Raw genomic sequence first — 20,370 nt, forward strand, 5'->3', positions numbered from 1 at the left:
TATAAAAAAAACAGCCTAATTAGGCTGTTATTAATCAATGAAATATAGATTCACTCTATTAATTAATTTATATAGTAATGGATATAACTATACTATTAGCCTAACATAATTTTTTGTATATGAAAATAAACTCATTATTATTTGTATGAGTGATATTATACATATGACAAATATTATTATGTTAAGTGTAAACATAGTTATTTCCTCCTTCTTCAATTACTTTTTTAACTTGTTGTAATGAAGTATACTCCTAAACTAAAAAAAAATCAAGCTATTTTTTAACTTTTTTTTATGAAGGAAAAAAATACTTCTTATACCTATATTTTTTTATAATAGTACTAAATTTTTAATACTTGTTTTTCTATAATTGAACACTGTTTTAAAAGTTACTACTGTAATTTAGTTAAAAAGATTATTTATTTTATTTTTTAATTTTTCAGTATCTACTAGATATTGTTTTACATCTTTTAACTCTCCATTCTCATATACCTCAGTAAGAATAAGCTTTTTATCCTCTGTGTATCTATCCCAATTTCCATTTTTCTTACCATTTAAAAACTCTCCAGTATATGCTATCTCTCCATTTCTGTGATAAGAGTAATATTTACCAATAGGCTCTCCTAATTTATAATCAATCTTATCCTCTATTTGTCCATTTTCGTAATAATATACCTGCTCTCCATCAAACTTTCCATCTTTGAATTTCTCTACAAGTTTCTTTTGTCCATTGCTATATTTGTCAACAACTTTTCCAGTGAATGGAGTATCTGCGTTTACTGTATATACAATTCCATTTCTTACCTGTTTTTGAGAGTAATCTATCTCCTTAGTACAACCTGTTAAAGCTAATATAATAAGTGATGCAATAGCTAATTTTTTCATAATATAACCTCCAACTATTTATGTAACAACCTATTGTAACATATTTTTCTATAATATAGTATATTAAAACTTGATAAATTGGCAAAAGTTTTATAAAATAGGTATTATACAGTGTTGTAATATCTTGATAGTTGAGATATTCTCTTCTTACTTTTTCATAATTAATACTAAAATTCCAATACTTTTGTACTTATATATATTCAATAAAAAAAAGATATATATTTTTTATATTTTTAAAAATTAATTTTCAAGAGTAGTATATATCTAAGATGCATATGTAAGGGGGGTATTTTTATGAAAAAGTTTATATTATTTATGTTAGGGCTCTCTATTTTTATTACAGGTTGTGGAAGTGATAAAGATAAAATAGAGGAAAAATTAACTAAAGAAGTTATTGTATCACAGGGATCAAAGCCTAAAAGTCTAGATCCTAACATGTATAATGAGATTCCTGCACTAACTATTACAGAACAAATTTTTAACACATTACTTAGGGTTGATGAGAATGGAAATATTGTTCCAGAGTTGGCAGAGTCTTATGAGTATATCACACCTACTGAACTTGTTATTAAATTAAAACAGGGGATAAAATTTCATAATGGGGATACTTTAACAGCTAAAGATGTTGTTTTTAGTATTAATAGAATGTTGAGTAAACCTGCTAGTAAAATAATGATTGATGCTATTTCAAAGGTAGAAGCAGTAGATGATAATACTGTTAAGATAACTCTATCAAAACCATCATCACCACTACTATTTGGATTGGCACACCCATTAACTGCTATCTTAAATGAGAGAGATACAGTTGCCAAAAATGACACTATTGCTACTGCACCAGTAGGAACAGGACCGTATAAGTTTATTGAGTGGGGTAGTGGAGAAAAGATAGAATTAGTAGCTTTTGATGAGTATTTTGAAGGAAGACCTAAAATAGATTCCTTAGTGTACAGAGCTATTACAGAAAATAGTAGTAGATTAGCTGCTCTAGAAACTGGTGAAATAGATATTGCTTACAATATGGATGCCATTGATGGTGATATTGTTGAAAAGAATAAGGATCTTCATCTAATTTCTCAGCCAACTACATCAACAGAGTATATTACTTTTAATACAACTGTTGCTCCTTTTGATAATAGGGACTTTAGAAAAGCTGTAAACTATGCTCTTAATAAACAGAGTATGTCGGATTCAATATATATGGGAAAAGCTAAACCAGCTAACTCTATAATCAATCCAAATGTATTTGGATATACTGATACTGTTGAAGGTTATCCTTACAATGTAGAAAAAGCTAAGGAGTATCTAGAAAAATCTGGTGTTACTGATAGAAGTTTTACACTATTTGTAAATGATAATCCTACTAGAGTTCAATTAGCTCAAATCATTCAAGCTAACTTAAAAGATATTGGTATAGATATGAAAATTGAGATTTTAGAGTGGGGAGCTTATCTTCAAAGATCTGCTCAAGGTGAACACCAAGCTCTATTAGGTGGTTGGGTTTCTGGTACATCAGATGCTGACATTGTTCTATATCCTCTACTACATAGTGCTTCACATGGTGGTGCTGGAAATAGATCTTTCTATACTAACAAAGAGTTTGACAGTATAGTTGATAAAGCTAGACTTGTCTCTTCTCCTGAAGAGAGAAAGGAATTGTTTGTAAAAGCTCAAGAGATTTTACAAGAGGATTCTCCATTAGGTATTTTACTATATAAAAATGAAAATATAGGTGTTAATAACAAGGTAAAAGGATTTAAGTTTGATCCTACAACAATGCATAATTTAAAAGATTTAGACATAGAAAACAAATAACAAAGGGAGTGGAAAGATATGGATATCAATTTAGATGTTGAGTACGTACTAGATATGACAATGGAGCTACTAAATATTCCAAGTCCAGTAGGTTATACTGATGATGCTATGGAAAGAATAGGAACTGAATTAGATGATCTAGGAGTTTCTTATAGCCTAACTAGAAAGGGAGCTATATTAGGATTTATTCCTGGTGAGGATAATAACTATAAGAAGATGATCTCAGCTCATGTGGATACACTTGGAGCTATGGTTAAAAGAATAAAGCCAAATGGTAGATTAGAGCTTGTAAACCTAGGAGGAGTAAACTGGGGAGGAGTAGAGGGAGAGAATATCCTTGTACACACTTTAGATGGTGACGTGATTGAGGGAACTATAGTGCCTGTTAAAAGCTCTGTTCATATCTATGGAGATGAGGCTAGAGAACTTCCAAGAAACTCTACTACTATGGAAGTAAGATTAGATGAGGAGATCTACAATAAAGAGGACACTGAACAACTTGGAGTAAGAGTAGGAGATTTTGTTTCATTTGATCCTCGTACAGTTATAACTGAGAGTGGTTATATTAAATCAAGATTTATTGATGATAAGATCTGTATTGCTCAAGTATTGGGATATATCAAATATCTAAAGGATAATAATTTAAAACCTAAAAATGGTCTTTACATATATATCTCTAACTATGAAGAGATTGGACATGGAGTTTCTATAGTTCCTGATGATATGGACGAGTTTATAGCTTTAGATATCGGACTTGTAGGAGAAGATGCTCTAGGTGATGAGAAAAAAGTAAGTATTGCTGCTAAAGATTTTAAAACTCCATATGATCTAAGTGTAAGACTTGGTCTAACTGAAGCAGCAGAGTTAAATAATATAGGATATACAGTAGATGTGTATAATAGATATGGTTCAGATGCAAGTGCTGCAATTTTACAGGGATTTGATTTCAAATGTGGTTGTATAGGACCAAGTGTTGAATCTTCTCACCACTATGAGAGAACTCATATTGATGGTGTGCTTGAAACAATAAAACTATTAGTTGCTTATCTATAAAAAGAGAGGCTGTTGCAAAACCAATGCAACAGCCCCTTTATTTATTTTATTTTGGAATATACTCTTTTTTTATCAAAAACCAACGCTATATTAGTTATATCTTTTATTCCCTCTCTTTTCAAAAGAGTATCATATCTATTTACTTTAATTTGATTTAAAGCTTCATCTAGTTCTTTTTCTACTGCTCTATCTTTCAATCTCTTTAACTCTAAGATATAGGCTGGTTTATTTTTATAAATAGGTTTTAATACTATGTCTGGTCTCCCATCTCCACTCTCAAAATTAGGAATTGAAAAATAGATCCCTTCTAATCCATGTAAAAATCCTGCTAAAAGAGTTTGATAAGGATTTTCATATCTTTTGTCTGTATCATATGTACTCATTGCATTTAATACAAGATTTTCAAGGCAACTTATTATTTCATCTAAATTTTTAGTTAAAAGTGCTACCTTTAATCTACTAATAGTTCCTAATCCATTAAAGATAATATCAACAAATAGATTTTTAAAGAATGTCATTATTTCTCTATTAGGTATTCTTACAAAATATGTATTCGTATCTATCTTTTCTTTCACTGTTAAATATCCTGAAAATAGTAGTAATTCCCATAAATCATCTGGAGATAAATTATTCCCCAAAGCTATACTTTGGCTTATATATACTACTGTTTCCTTTCTATCAAATAGATTATTCAATATATCAAACACTGTTTTATCAGAATTTTTAAGCAATTCTTTTATCAATGTATTTCCAGAAGTATTTACCCAATAAGCTCCTAACTCTTGAGTACTTAAAAATTTTAATATACTCAAAGGGTTGTATACTTCAGAGTCTCCAAACTTATATCCATTGTACCAAGATTTCACCTCTTCAAGTTTATAACTAACATCATAATATTGAAGAGCTTTTTTTACTTCATCTTCAAGTAAACCAAAATATTGAGAATACTTTTTATTAAAGATAGTATAATTCTCTATATTATTTAAATCAGAAAATATACCTGCTTGAGCTACCCGAACTATTCCAGTTAAAATACCCATGTGTAAATATTCATTAGTTTTTAAAACATTTCCATAAAAACCTTTAAAAAAATTAATTGCTTCGTTATAGTATCCATTTTCATAAGCAGATATTATTGGAGAATCATACTCATCTATAAGAACAATAACTTTTTGATTATAATATTTATATAATAATGATGTTAGAAAAGATAATGAAGTTTTTAACTCCTCTTCATCACTTTCCTTACCAGCAAACTTATTAAATACTTTATTTTCATTATCAGTTAATATATGATTAATTTTTCCATCATACTCATTATATAATTCAAAAATTTTATCTCTTATATTTTTTATAGCTCCATTCCAATTAGATGAGTCTATTCCTTTCATTGTAATAAATATTATTGGATATTTCCCTTGTTCTATAAATAATGGAGAATTTTCTACGTATAATCCATTAAATAACTTTCTATTCTCTTCTCTATTTTTTATATCAAAGAAATATCTAAGAGTGGACATATTAAGAGTTTTTCCAAATCTTCTTGGTCTACAAAACAGTTTTATCTTAGCTCCATCAAGAAGAAGCTCTTCTATAAATTTAGTCTTATCTATATAATAATAATCAAGAGTTATTATTTCTTTAAAATCTTCAACTCCAAGTCCTAATTTTTTTTGTTTTAACATAAAAAACCTCCTCTCTACTCTTAATATATTATAGCACAAAATTCTCTTTAACAAAATTATAACTTTTTATTATTAAAGAAAGAGGCTGTTGCATTGGTTTTGCAACAGCCCTTATTCATTGTATTAAAAATCTTACTTCTCTATAAACTTAACTTCAACTCTTCTGTTATTAGCTCTTCCCTCTTTAGTTTTATTTGTATCTACAGGTCTTAATTCACTATAACCTTGAGTTTCATATTTTATATTTTCTGATTTTTTAATATCTTTTATAAATTCTCTCTTAACAGTTTCAGCTCTTCTTTCAGAAAGTCCTTGGTTGTACTCTACTGATCCACAACTATCTGTATGTCCCTCTAATCTTAGAGTTCCTTTTAGATTATAAGTATCTATAATCTTACTTCCAGCTGCAACTATCTTTTGCTCTCTAGGTTTTAAGTTATCTTTATCAAAGTCGAAGTGGTTATCCATTAAATGGAATACATTTCTTAATGTTGTTACAGCATCTTCTTGGTTAAATTTGTAGTTAAATCTTAGTCCTACTCTCCAGTAATCCTCATCTCTAGCAATATCTCTTGATACCTCTCCTTCAAGAGTTACTCCTAAGTGATTTAATCTTTCAAATCCTATTCCTATTTTTCCTGTAACTTTTCCTTTACTATCAACTTCATCTAAGATACTTGTATATCCTGAGTTTGATTTTCTTAATTTTACTTTGTTTTCATCATACTTAGCAAAGTCATATGAGTAACCAACATCTCCAGTTATCTTAGCTGTCCAGTCATTTCCTAGATATTTTCTTCCAGTTCCTGAGAATCCAGCCATTCCTTTAGCTATATAGTAATCATTTGATTTTACTTTTAATGCTAGAGTTCCATTCTCTTTGATGTTAGTAAATCTTCCATACTCTAACTCTGCTCCTGCATATGCTCCAAATTCATTTTGGTAATTTTTAAATATAGTCTTTCTAAACTTGTTATCAAGTCCTACATAGTAAGAGTAGTAATCAGAATCATTTTTGTAACTTACTGGTCCAAAAGCTAATTTTCTAGTCATATCGTGGTAGTTTAATCCTACATCTAATTTAGTTAATAGGTCTAAATCTTTATTAAATGATTTAACATTGTGTACTCCACCTTTTAATGAGTAGATATTCTCTTTTGATCTTCCGTTATCTCTAAATTTGAATTTGCTTCCTGTAAATCCGAAAGTATATCCATACTTATTGTCATAATTTACATCTTCAAACTCTTTCATATATTGAAGTCCCATTATATTATATTTATAATCTGGTATCTCAACTTTTCCTGATTTATAATCTCCACCAGTATAAATTACACTGTATTTGTCTGTATCTTTAGAAAGGTTGTACGATTGCTCCATCTCATCAAATGAGTTATCAAAACTTCTATTGATGTCAAACATTCTTGATTGAACATTTGAATAGATACTTCCTCTTACTTCACTCATTGTTCTAGCATATTCTTGATAGAAATCTCCTGTTTGTCCAAAGCTTTCTAGGTATGAGTTTAAGTTCTTAATAGCATCTATATCAGAAGCTATTCCATCTCTTAAAGTATTGTCTAATGAGTTATAGAAAGTTTCATATTTATAGTCTTTCATAACATCTTTATAATCTACTTTATTAACTATTAAATCTTTACCTTCAAATTTAGAATCAAATAGTGGTGAAGTTCCTACATTGATATCTGTATTTTCTCCAATGAAATCTTTTACTTCATAGCTAAATCCATTTCCTGATAGTGCAAAGTTTGGTGCTAATGCAATTCCACCTTTAATATTTGGTGCTTTAAATCCAAGTCCATTTCCAGTAGTAATATCAATTACAGGATTATCTAAGATCATATCTAATTTAGAATCAATTGTTCCACCCATTCCAACATAGTGAGATCCGATATTTACTATATCATCTTTAATATCTATTATATTATTTACAGAAGTATTTTCTTTTCCTTCTTCATCTTTAATATAACCATTATACCCACTTTCTATTGTAATATGTCCATAGTTATTTAAATATCCATTTCCTTTGATACCAACACCATTTTTAACATTGATAACTCCATCTTTGTTATTTATTAGTTCTGCTCCATCTTCAACATACATTCCAACACCAAAGTTAGCATTGATTGTACCATCATTTATTATTGAAGAACCTTCTCCTTTAGCAAACATTCCTATTGAGTGAGTATCTTTTGAATCTCCATTAAGATCTATTATTCCCTCTTTATCATTGTAAATAGTTGCTCCTTTAGTAGCAAATACTCCAATTCCAGAGTTTTTAACCTCTATCTTACCTTTATTATGGAATTTTACATTTCCAACAGCTTGAACCCCAACAGCATTTTTACCATCAACAGTAATTGTTCCTTTGTTAGTTCCAACTGATAGATTTTCTTTTCCTTCTTTAGAGTTACCCATATAGATACCAACAGAACTATCTTTATCATCAGCACCTGATACTGTGATATTTCCTTCGTTAGTTAAAGTATTCTTTCCAACTGAGTAAATTCCAAGAGAGTTTTTACCAACAGTCATATTAGCAGAGTTATTTATAGTTATTCCCTCTGTTTTACTACTACTTACTTCTTTTTCTATAACATCACTATTAGCAACTATACCTATAGAGTTTGAACCAATATTCCAATCTCCTTTATTTACAGTTATATTTCCTGTACCATATTTAAATATTCCTTTAGAAGAAGATAATCCTTTATTAAAATCTTTATCTTTATATACTCCAGCAATATTTACATTTCCAGTATATGTTATATCTCCTTCTCCAACACTTAGTATACCTGTGTTTCTTTTATTTGAAAGGATATTCATTCCATAATCTTTTGCTGTAAAAATTATGTCAGTATTCTTACCATAGATTCCTGCTGATTTTTCCTCATCAAATAATGGCTCACTTCCAAGACTAATTTCACCATTAACTTTAATATATTTATCTTTAGAATATGTATCATTTTCATTAAATATTCCAACAGTTCCTACACCAGCTTTTATAGTTCCAGTATAGTCAATACTATAGTTTTTAGTAATTACTCCCATACCAAAGTTATCAACATTTAAGTTTCCTACTCCAGTATAATTTAATTGTTTACCTGTATTATTTTCAGCAAAAACTCCAACTGGATAACTATTTTTAAAACTTGTTCCTGCTCCTACTTTAATATCTCCTACTGTTTTTAAGCTAGAATTATTAGCTTCAAGACCAATATTTTTATCTCCAGCAACTGATATAACTTCTTTTCCTTCTTTTGCTGTTTCTATTGTTGTAAGATTATCACCATTATCTGATATAACCATTCCAACACTATGGTAAGCCTTATCTGTTAAATCAATATTAGTTGTTATATCTCCCCAAGTTTTACTTACAACTGTTCCAACAGTGTGTGTTCCAACTTGTTCTATGTTAGTTTTAAATTCTTCTTTCAACTCACCTAAGTTATGAAGATATACTCCTTTTGTAAATTTAACATTTTCTTCTTTTCCATTATTATTGCTATTTTTTTCTTCTCCTTGAACAAGAATTTTATCTATTCCTATGTCCATATATGGTCTATTCATATCAATTTCTTCTTCATAGTGGTCTATAAATACTACTCCTGTTCCACCTTCTGATACAGCAAGAGTTAAGTCTTTATCTTTTAAATTTTGTGTTCCTTCAATGATATTTCCATTTCCTGAAACAAATCCATTAGATCCTACAACATTGATTGTTAACTTATCTTCTTTTACTTGAGTATCAAGAGTGATTTTCCCCGAACTACTGTGAATTAATGCTCCTGATCCCTTTCCAACTTCTAGTTTTTCAATAGCATTAATCTCAATATTTCCACCTTTATTAAATATAGTAGTACCGTTAATTCCAGCACTTAATTTATCTTTTATATTTAATATAGTAGTATTTCTCTTATCTGCATCTTCTGGGCTTTTTAATGTTTCATCAACAATAACTCCAACTGACTGGTTCTTTTCTCCAGGATTTTTTCCAACTTCTAAGCTACCAATATTTATAGTTGTAGTAGTAGGGTTAGGTTTAGTAGTTTTATTTTTATTTTCAATATGAATTCCTAAACTTCCATTATTTAATTCAACTTTTTCAAGATTTATAGCTTTTTTAGAATTATAATCTTTTAAAACTAATCCAACACTTCCACTAGATCCTTTATATCCTCTAATATCTCCAATAGTTGCTCCAGTACCTTTACCTTCTAAGTAAACTCCTATTCCTTCTTTTCCTAAAAGAGTTATATTTCCTGTTGAGTTAAGGTTATATCCTTCCTCTTTATTAACAGAAGCAATTCCTATTCCTTTTCCACCAACAATTATAGCTCCATTATTTGTAATATTGGTATTTTCCCCATAAATTCCAATATTTCTATCATTTTTTTGTTCTTGAGTATCAGTATCAGAATCTTCAATAAGTGGAACAGCTACATCTGAACTTGAAATTATTATATTTCCACTATTTTCTATTTTATTATCTTTTCCTTGTCCTTTTAAAGCTACTGCTATATTATCATTTCCTATTAAAGTAATGCTTCCTTTATTCTCTAAAGAACTTGCCTTGCCTTTATCAGAACTATCTACAAATAGTCCATAGAAGCTATTTGATAAACCACTTATTGTGGCAGAACTATCTATATCTCCATTTTTTACAAAGACAGCTCCATTTCCACCTTTATTAAGAGTTCTTATAGTAGTTGTTTCATCTAAAGTAACTTTTCCACCATTATTATAAATTCCTGTAGAATCTTTTTCTAATATTATATCAGTAGATGTTAAATCTATATTAGAATTTTCTTCTCCATAGATCGCAATTCCATTTTTTATCTCAATAGTATTATAACGAGAGTTTAAGTTATTATTTTTACTTAAGTATACTCCTATAGCTTTTCCTTTATCTGCTGTTAAAGTTCCATCTATATCTATTTTATTATTAGTTAAATCTAAAGTTTTATTATTTTCTAATTTCCCCTCTTTTTCTGGATTAGCAACTAAAATTCCATAACCATTTTTTAAATTGATTTCAGTATTTTTTACTGTAAAGTTTTTATCAGAACCTTCTTTATTCTTTAGATAGATTGCAGTTGAATTTGGATAAAGAGATGTAATTTTAACATTATCAATAGAAGTATCATTATCTAAAGAAGCTATACCTATATTTCCATTTCCTAATATTAAATTTAAATTTTTAACCTCTAATCTCTTATCTTCAGCTCCTTCTCTTTTAACTTTATTTACAACTATTCCAGTAGCACCTTCATTAGATCTTGAAATATCAAAAGTTCCTCTATTTTTTCCATCTTTACGAGTAAAGTTTTCTCCACTAATAATAGTATTTTCTCCATAAACTCCTACATCGTTTTTACCTAATTTTAATTTAAAAGAAGCATTGGCAATTCCATCTCCAAGCTTAGCTCCATTAATTAAGTAAAGAGCAGTTTCTGTTTTATCATTATTAATATTTGTTTCAAAACTTCCACTATTTCCATTAAATACAGAACCTTCTCCTTTTAATATAGCTCCAACTCCACCTTTAACTTTTATAGTAGATTTATTAGTTACCTCTGTATTTTTAGCAAATATACCTGTATCACCACTTCCATTTACTTCTAAAGTAGTTCCTGCTCCTATTGTTAATTTTTTAGGTTCTCCTGTTTTTCCATCAATATATATACCTACAGAAGCGTCTCCTTTGTTTTCTCCACCTTTAACACTTAATTTTCCCGTGTTAAATTCTAAATCTTCATTTGAATATATTCCTATTGAGTTCGCTGCATTAACTTTTATTCCAAAAGATCTTTTATTTGCATCGTAAACTAAACCTTTTTTATTATTATATATTCCTATTGAATCTTTCTTTTTAATTTCAATGTCAGATTTTATAGAGCCAGTAGAACTTTCATTAGCATATACTCCTATACTAAAATCATCTTTTAAGTTGCTTTCACCTGTTATAGTTATTTCTCCTCCAGTAATAGAAGCATTATCTTTTAAATATATTCCTATTCCATTACTAGAATCATATTTTAATTCTAATTTCCCTACATTTAATTTTACATCTTTTGCAGCTATTCCTATTGCTTTTTTAGAAGAGTCAGTTGTATTTTCAAGTGTTTCAACTTTAGTTGGATCTGTATTCTTTAACTCAATATAATTTTCACCATAACTACTTGTTAAACTTACTTCTGAATTTTTAGCCTTATCTCCTTTTAATGCTAATCCTATTGTCTCTTCATTTTGAGAATCAACAATTAACTTTAACTCATTAAAAGTTTTATTATCTCCAACTTTTGAATAAATTCCAATAACACCATTTTTTGCTTCTAAGATACCCTTACCATCTCTTAAAGATACTCCTTTATAAGTACTACCTTCATCAAGAAGTATTCCTATATTTTTATATACTTCTCCTGTTTTTGGATCTAAAGGTGAACCTAGATTATTTGTTATAGTCAAATGTCCTTTATTCTCCATTGTTGTATTGATAGCTCTTATAAATACATTTCCTTTATCTTTTGTTCCTAAGCTCTTCTCTAGAGATTGGTCTCTTTCTCCTAAATATATATTAGAACCTTTTATATATAATCCTGTTGAAGTTTCTGCTTTCTCTCCAAAGTTTATATCTTTTAAATCATCTCTTCCTACTTTTCCATCAGCCTTTGAAGATGCAACATATACACCTTTATTATTTTTTCCATTTATATTAATAATTCCTATTTTTTCAATAGTATTTGCATTTTGTTTATTATCATCTTTATTACTAATATAAATTCCTACTGAATCATCTCCATTAAGATTAATAGTTCCTTCATTATAAATATGTCCATTTTTATTGATAGCTAACATTCCTACTGAAATTCCACCTTTTTTCTCACCAAAGTTTGAATTTTCAATATTTATTATTCCATTATTGTGAACTTCTGCTCTTTTTCCATCTGTTGAACCTTCTACAATAACACCTACTGAATGGTTATCAGTAATTTTTATTTCACTATCTTTAGTTATATCTAATCTTCCACCTCTTGAAGCAATAGTATTTATACCAGTTACATTTGTAGCATCAACATTAAAATCATGTACTCTTATTGTTGCACTAGAATTATATTTATCATATTCTTGATTATTATAAGCTACTCCAACTTTATTGATTGCTTCATTATCAACTTTACCTTTTGTAGTTGAATCAACTTTTTCAAAAGTAACAGTTGAGTTTTTATCTAATTCTATCTTACTTGTTTCATCTACTAGTACTCCCATAGCATTTTTACCAAGTTTAATAGTTCCTATATTTTTAACAACTGAATCTTTAGTGGCTTTAATTCCAACAGAACCATAGTTTTTACCATCTTTTCCGTCTATTCCATCAGCAATTTCTATTACTCCATTATTAGAAATTGCTGTCTTTATTCCATGGATTCCAGTACTTGAAATAGTTTCATTTATATCTTTTCCTATTTTAACAGTTCCTGTTTTTATAATTCCATTATTAACAACTTTAGAGTTTGAAGTTCCTATATCTTTAGTATCATTATTGTTATTAGCATAGATTCCAACTGTTCCAGCACCATTAGAAACATCAATAATACCATTATTTTCTATATTGATTTTTCCTTGCTCTTTAGCTTGTTCTCCATATTCGTTTTTTAATACAGTTTCTTCTCCATCTTTTATTTCACTTCTATATGCTTTTGCATAAATTCCAACAGCATTATCTCCATAAACTGTAATTTCTGCTTTTTTAGTGGCTTGTGAATTTGTTTCTCCAACTTTTATATTACTTCCATTTACAGCAAATATTCCTACTCCATTAAAAGATTTATCATTTTGGTTATTATCATCTTTTTTCTCAACAATAATAGAACTTCCATCTTCCATTGTTATATTTGCATAGTCTGAGAATACTCCAACTGTATTTTTATCTTCTAGTTTTTCTCCATCAACTACATCTATTCTATTAGCTATTATTTTAGAACCTGATTTTAAAGTTAATGATGTTTCACCTACAGATGTAGCATTTTTACTTGATACTATTTCTAATCCTGTTGCTTTTCCATTATAGTAATCTTTAGAATCTTGTCCAGTTACAGTTGCATCTACTATTATATTTTCATTTACAGTAGTATTTAATCTTTGTCCTAAGAATCTTTTAAAATAGAAGTATCCAAATATATCTTTCTTTTGATCTTCTTCTGTTGCTGATTTATAAATATTTTTATCAATAGTTAAAGATCCTCCATCAACTGTTGCAGTTTTATATGAAGTTATTCCTTCATCAGCTGTTATTTTACCTAATAACTGTTTATTATTTCCTAATGCTTCCCCTATTTTATCTTGTAAGTTTGATAAATCTGAGCTAAATTTATTATCTTTAGAAACTATATTAAATATAGTAACATCATTTGACTTTACATGAATGTTATTGTTATCTCCTTCAAATGTTATAGGTCTATCCTGTTCTGTTGCTCCAAATTCAACATTCATTCCAAAAGCTTGCCCATCAAGATTAATAGTACTGTCTTTTATCTTTATCTTACCATCTCCGTGAGTAAATAAAGCAAATCCTCTTCCTGTATAATCAAGAGTTGAATTTTCAAAGTTAATAGTTGTATTTCCTGTTGCTTTTATATCTTTTGTATTTGGATTTACTTTTTCTTTACCAATAGCAACTAATCCAGCCTCTCCATTATTATCTTTATCTCCAACTGTTACAGTTGCATTATTAAGATTTATAGTAGCATCTTTAGTTGCCTCATTAGTAGACTCTTCTTTTACTATTGCATAAACACCTATACCAGTATCAGTAGTAACATTTAAGTTTCCATTTGAAGTAATAGTTCCACCTTTACTATATATTCCAATAGCTCCATTTGTAGCTGTTATTTCATTTTTTCCATCTATGCTTCTATCTGTTCTTAATTCTATAGTTCCCTCATTATTATATAGAGCAATACTTCCTTTTCCTGATGTTTCAATAGTTGAATTCATTATATTAAAATTACCATTATTATAAATACTTACATTGTAATCTTTAATTTCTTGATTTTCAGCTACTGTTCCTTGTAATTTATCTGTCTTAGTTATAACTTTTCCATTATCAAGGAATCCTTTATTTCCATCAAGAACTGCCATTCCTATTACATTTTTTCCTGATAATATTATATCTTTTCTATTAATAATTTCAGCATCAGTTTTATCATAATTTTTATCTAGTTTTTCAGCATTTTTATCAAATTCATCTACTTTAGCAGTATTAGCCATCATACCAATTATATTATCTTGTGAACTTTTCATTATTCCACTATTAATAATATGCCCTACTGATAATTTTGATTTTTCTTTTTCATCTTTCTCATTTTTTTTCCAAGTAGATTTAGTAGCTTGAAGAATTATATTCTTTTCTGGTTTTTTATCTGTAGAATTTTCTTTAGAAGTAGGAGTTTGTGCTTGTTCTCCTATTGTTCCATCACCATCAATATTTAAATTCTTTTCTACATTTATTCCATACATATCACTTCTTATTAATACTGAAGAACGTGCATCTTTTCCAAAGTCAATCTCTTTTATTGCTCCAGTATCATTATTTGTAATAATCATATCATTTTTATTGTTATCAGAATAATCTTTATATCTTAAAAATCCAACACTATGAGTTCCATTTACCTCTATATTAAGTCCATGAATATTAGCTATTGGATTAACTTTTCCAAAATCAAACCCTTTAAAATCTTTTCCTAAATCTGAATTAAACTTACCAATATATGATGTATTAATATCTAAATTTCCTTTATCTGTTATTTCATCTAAAGCATCTGGATTTCTAATATTATCTTTATTAGCTGTAATATTATCTGGATTATCTTTATTTAAATATCTTTCAGCACCATCACTTAAACTTTTAGCTACAACAAATCCAGCATTATTTGTTCCTGATAAAGCTATTTTTTTAACCTTTTCTATTGAATTTACTGGTAAATCTTTTATATTTTCTTTTTCATCTCCTTGGTTATCAACAACAGAACCAAAAACTCTAGTATTATCATAAAAATGTCTATTTGTAAAATCAACTTTTGCTCCATCTGAAAACTGGTTTTCTTTATAATCTACATTTTGAAGCCTAACACCATAACTTCCACTGCTATTAGAGTTTAAATTAATATTTCCAACATATAAATCACTCGATAGTGTTAGTCCATTTTTAATTCCTTTAGCTCCTCCACCATATTCATATGTTATCCCTAAGCTCCCTTCTCCATTTACATTAATTTCACCATCATTTATAGTTACATGATTATTTAATTTTAATAATGCAGAAGTTTCTCTTTTTTGAGATATTGTTATTCCTACTAAGTTTTTATCTTTTCCATTTTCAGATCCAAGATTAATTACTCCACTATTTTTTGCTGTTGAATAACTTTGTAAATCTTCTAATTTAGTAAAAAAGTTTTCATCAACATAGTTACGTATTCCAGTATCATAAAATTCATGATCTATTCCTATAAGTGTTCCTTTATCTTGATCATTTTTTAAATTCAAAACTCCTGTAAACTCTGTTATTGCAGTAGTATTCATTCCAGATTTTTGCTCATTTTGTCCACCATCAACTTTTCCATAACCATTATAATGATTTTCTCCTCTACTCCCTAAACCAGCCGCATTTACAGATAAAAATATTTTCGAATTTTTAAAAACTCCTGGTACTGGGGAAGCTTTTCCGTATGTTATATTATAATTTCCATTAATTGTACTATCTTGTCCCATAGTACTACTTATAAAAGCAGCATTTTGTCCCACATGCTCCTTTCCTTCTCTTCCGCTATAAAAAGTTTTTCTAAAATTATTAATTGCATCTCTACTAACTTCATTTCCTTCAACAGTAGTTAAAGTAAAATTTTCTAATCCCTCATATGCTATTTGTTGATTATCCTTTCCTTCTTCATCTCTAAAGGTTATATCTAAAGTTTTTCCATTAGTATCATAGTTTTTATAGTTTTCTACTACTTGCCCTTCAAATCCACTATTTTTGTTAGGATCAGTTTTTTTTATTCCACCACCACCTTGAACGAATGAAATTGTATTAACTTTTATATCTCCTAGAATAATATCTGTTGGTCTTTCTACATCATTTACCTTAAATATGTCTGGATTTTTTGCATATGTTGGATCATATGAATAATGTTTTTCTGGAGTATTTACCATTCCTCCATATTGTCCCATATTAATTTCTATAAATTCTTTTTCATCTGTATTTACATCTGGTACTTTAATATCATCATAATTTGGATTTATCTCTGTAATGTAGTTTCTATCAAAATTAACATCTGGTTTATTTACATTAATGTTAAGTTCTGGAGATGTTACTGCTATATTAAAATCTCCAATTTCAATAATATCTTCTTCTAATGGTACTTCTATTTTATCAGGAGCATTTGGCACTTCTGGTGTTCCGCTTACTATTTCATCTGGTACATTAGGTTTTAAAACTGGCTTTGATGGTAAAATAGGATACATTGGTCCTTGTGATTTTGACACTGCAAAATGTTGATGCCCTCTTGAATGTCTATGTTCTATATTTAAAGGAAAGAAATATTGATTATTATCTTCTAATGTCTTAGCATAATAATCCCCTTCCTTAATTAATTCCATTATTCTTTTTTCTATTTCTTCAATTCTTTGGTTATTTTCTGCTATTTTTGCCTTCAATTGACTAGAACTTAGTTCCTGTCCATACATTATACTTCCTGTAATTAAAAAGCTTACTAAAAGAGATATTGAGTATCCAATTTTTTTACTCTTTATGTATCTTTTTAAACTTTTTTCTATGTATATATTATCTCTCACTTCTTCCTCCCAAATCAGTTTACTTAGCTTTTAGTTTACTCTCATATTGTTTATTTTCTTTTATTAATTTCTCTTTCTCTTTAGAAAGTTCTTCAACCTCTTTTAGAATTTCATCATATTTTTTTTCTAAAATCTCTACAGTTTCCAATCTTTCATCTGACTTTTTACCTTCAGATATTAGCTCTTGTAGTAGATTCTTTTTCAAATCGCTTATTCTTGTCTTTCCATGAGAAAAAGCTTCTTTTATTTTTTCCTCTTGTACTTCATCATCTTCAACTTCAAATACTCTCTCTTCTAGTTGCTGATGATACTTTCTAATATCTCTTGTCTCCTCTACTTCATCTTTCTCCCTAGAAAAAGTAATTAAGTTAAGAATAACAAATGATAATAAAACTAATCTTTTCATTTCCTCTCCTTTTTAGTATCTCCTAATTACAGTATTATAATAATTTAAAAAATAATAAAAAAAAGCAACCAAAAAAACCAATTAGAATTTCTAATTAGATCTTTGATTGCAACTGGCTGCCAGTTTAAAGGCCCTATAGCTTTGCGTCATAATGTTTCCGTTACTTTGCCATTAAATTGTCATTTTTTTAAAATACCACATCATTCTATCATCTTATACTTACTATGTCAAGTAAAAAAACAAGAAAAAAAGAGAAAAAACTTATTTGAAATTTTCTCTCTTTTTTACTCATTTTTATTATTTTTTTACCTTACCATCTTTGAAGGACACAGTACCTAATAATTTTCCATTTTCATAGAACATACTCCACTCTCCATTCATCTGTCCCTCTTTAAAATTACCCATAGCATTTACAATCCCATTCTCATAGTATCTAACAAACTTTCCATTTTTCATTTGCTTACGATACTCCTCTCGAATCTTTATCTCGCCATTTTCATAATAATACACAGCTTCTCCATCTAATAATCCATTAACAAAGTACTCATCTGCCATAATTTCGCCATTTTCATAATAAGCAATATACTCTCCATCTAGTACATTATTCTTAAAAGATATTATCTCCTGTATCTGTCCATTGGGGTAGTAGTTTATCTTTTTCCCATTGAGTTTTCCCTTTTCAAAATAGCCTCTAGATTTAATAGTACCATCTTCAAAGAATTTTATCCAATCCCCATTCATTCTATCATCTTTGAATACTACTGTTTCTTTCATCTGTCCATTCTCATAGTATTGTACAGAATCCCCGTTGAGCTTTCCTTTTGCAAATTCACAGCTCTCCTTTATCTGCCCGTTCTCATAGTATTTGATATTTTCTCCATCTTTTATCCCTTTTTTGAATCTCTCCTTCTCTTTAATAGCACCACTCTTATATCTAAAGTTTATTATCCCTGAATATGGAGCTAGTTCTGAAGATATATATACCAATCCATTCTTTATCTCTTTTTTATAGAACTCTTCCTCTCTTATCATAGACTACTCTCTCTCTTTTTTATCATTTTCTTTATTTCCATCTCTTCCAATATTTTTTAAAAATATATCCTTAGCCTTCATTATCAATACCATAAAGATAAAGTAATGTATAAATCTCATATCTTCAAAAGTTTTTCCAAAATACTTATCACAGATAAATATAAATGCGACCCAGACACCAAGTATTCCAAGTAACATTAAAACTAGTTTAATCCATTCTTTCCAAAAATTATTTTCCATTATAGTTAACTCCTTATTTTTTCTCTTACTAAAATTATATCATAGAAATAGAGAGATTTAAAGGGTCAAAACTTCATTAAAAATATTTTTATAAATATGTAATTATAGGACAAATTAACTACTTTACTATTTTTTACCTTTGTGCTAAACTCTATATTATATATAATGTAGTTTTTAAGTATTTTAAGATATAATTAGCAAGTATGGGAGGAAAAAATGATATACTTTGACAATGCTGCAACAACACTTCAAAAACCTAAAGAGGTAGTTGATGCTGTAATTGAAGCTATGACTTCAGTTGGTAACGCTGGTAGAGGAAATACTAATGCTTCAATGGCAGCCAACCATATAATATTTGATGCAAGAGAAAATTTAGCTCACTTCTTTAATATAGAGGATTCCAGTAATATCGCCTTTACACTAAACTCTACTGAGGCTCTAAATACAGCTATAAAAGGGAGTTTAAAAAAAGGAGATCATATAATTACTACTGAATTGGAGCATAACTCTGTACTACGTCCTATCTATGAGATGGTAGAAAGAGGTGTAGAACTATCTATAGCCAAATCAGATCTATTAGGTAATATTTCCTATGATGAGATGGAATCTCTTATTAAAGAGAATACCAAAGCTATTATCTGTACACACGCATCTAATCTCACAGGTAACCTCATAGATATAGCTAGACTGGGAGAGATCTGCAAAAGACACAATTTACTTTTCATAGTAGATGTGTCACAAACAGCAGGAGTATTCCCTATAGATGTAAAAAAAATGGGTATAGATATACTATGTTTTACTGGACACAAGAGCCTTTTTGGTCCTCAAGGAACAGGTGGTATCTATGTGAGAGATGGTATCACTATTACACCACTAAAATCTGGTGGAACTGGTATATTGACTTATGATCAAATACAACCTGAAAAGATGCCTACACACTTAGAAGCTGGTACTTTGAATGGACATGGAATAGCTGGTCTAAATGCAGGAATAAAGTTTATAAATAGAGTAGGATTAGATGAGATTAGAAAAAAAGAGGAGGAGCTAATGTGGAGATTCTACACAAAAGTTAAAGAGCTTCCTCAAGTAAAGATCTATGGTGATTTCTCTACAAGAGAGAGATGCCCTATTGTTACCTTAAATATTGGTGACTTTGACTCTGATGATGTGGCTGAAGAGTTACTATCACACGGTGTATCTACAAGAGCTGGAGGTCACTGTGCACCACTTATGCATAAGGCTCTTGGAACTACAGAGCAGGGAGCTGTAAGATTTAGCTTTTCATATTTCAATACTATCCAAGAGGTAGATGAGGTTGTTGAGATTCTAAAAAAAATTATTTTAGCCTCTCTTTCCTAAAAAAATTTAAAGGACTGGTGAAAATCAGTC

At 28.9% G+C, this 20,370-nt stretch carries 9 protein-coding genes and 1 riboswitch; of the genes, 3 read left to right on the plus strand and 6 right to left on the minus strand.

The window, feature by feature from the left end:
• Positions 1-399 precede the first annotated feature (399 nt).
• Positions 400-882: a hypothetical protein gene (locus QZ286_RS01395; RefSeq protein ID WP_291255188.1), complete on the minus strand. Its 483-nt coding sequence runs from the start codon at positions 880-882 to the stop codon at positions 400-402.
• Positions 883-1,176: 294 nt separating this feature from the next.
• Between QZ286_RS01395 and QZ286_RS01400 the strand changes: the two genes are divergently transcribed.
• Positions 1,177-2,694: an ABC transporter substrate-binding protein gene (locus QZ286_RS01400; RefSeq protein WP_291255189.1), complete on the plus strand. Its 1,518-nt coding sequence runs from the start codon at positions 1,177-1,179 to the stop codon at positions 2,692-2,694.
• A 24-nt stretch (positions 2,695-2,718) separates the two neighbouring features.
• Entirely contained in the window at positions 2,719-3,747 is a 1,029-nt protein-coding gene (locus QZ286_RS01405; RefSeq protein ID WP_291255223.1) for a M42 family metallopeptidase, read from the plus strand.
• A gap of 41 nt (positions 3,748-3,788) precedes the next feature.
• Here the strand turns inward: QZ286_RS01405 and QZ286_RS01410 are convergent, their stop codons facing one another.
• The 5 genes from QZ286_RS01410 to QZ286_RS01430 form a co-directional block, all read right to left on the minus strand.
• On the minus strand, positions 3,789-5,432 hold the full coding sequence (locus QZ286_RS01410) for an AAA family ATPase (RefSeq protein WP_291255190.1): 1,644 nt from the start codon (positions 5,430-5,432) through the stop codon (positions 3,789-3,791).
• Positions 5,433-5,564: 132 nt separating this feature from the next.
• Positions 5,565-17,303, minus strand: coding sequence for an OmpA family protein (locus QZ286_RS01415; protein ID WP_291255191.1), 11,739 nt, complete (start codon positions 17,301-17,303; stop codon positions 5,565-5,567).
• A 19-nt stretch (positions 17,304-17,322) separates the two neighbouring features.
• Positions 17,323-17,709, minus strand: coding sequence for a hypothetical protein (locus QZ286_RS01420; protein WP_291255192.1), 387 nt, complete (start codon positions 17,707-17,709; stop codon positions 17,323-17,325).
• 104 nt (positions 17,710-17,813) lie between these two features.
• Positions 17,814-17,889, minus strand: a riboswitch (cyclic di-GMP riboswitch).
• A gap of 117 nt (positions 17,890-18,006) precedes the next feature.
• Entirely contained in the window at positions 18,007-18,741 is a 735-nt protein-coding gene (locus tag QZ286_RS01425; RefSeq protein ID WP_291255193.1) for a toxin-antitoxin system YwqK family antitoxin, read from the minus strand.
• Positions 18,742-18,744: 3 nt separating this feature from the next.
• The gene (locus tag QZ286_RS01430) at positions 18,745-18,981 is read right to left on the minus strand and encodes a hypothetical protein (RefSeq protein WP_291255194.1); all 237 of its coding nucleotides are present in this window, start codon (positions 18,979-18,981) and stop codon (positions 18,745-18,747) included.
• Between the two features lie 216 nt (positions 18,982-19,197).
• On the opposite strand from QZ286_RS01430, the gene QZ286_RS01435 reads away from it, so the two are divergent.
• Positions 19,198-20,340, plus strand: a complete 1,143-nt coding sequence (locus QZ286_RS01435) for an aminotransferase class V-fold PLP-dependent enzyme (RefSeq protein WP_291255195.1) — start codon at positions 19,198-19,200, stop codon at positions 20,338-20,340.
• The last annotated feature ends 30 nt before the right edge of the window (positions 20,341-20,370 follow it).

Source organism: Fusobacterium sp., from assembly GCF_019012925.1.
Lineage (GTDB): Bacteria > Fusobacteriota > Fusobacteriia > Fusobacteriales > Fusobacteriaceae > Fusobacterium_A.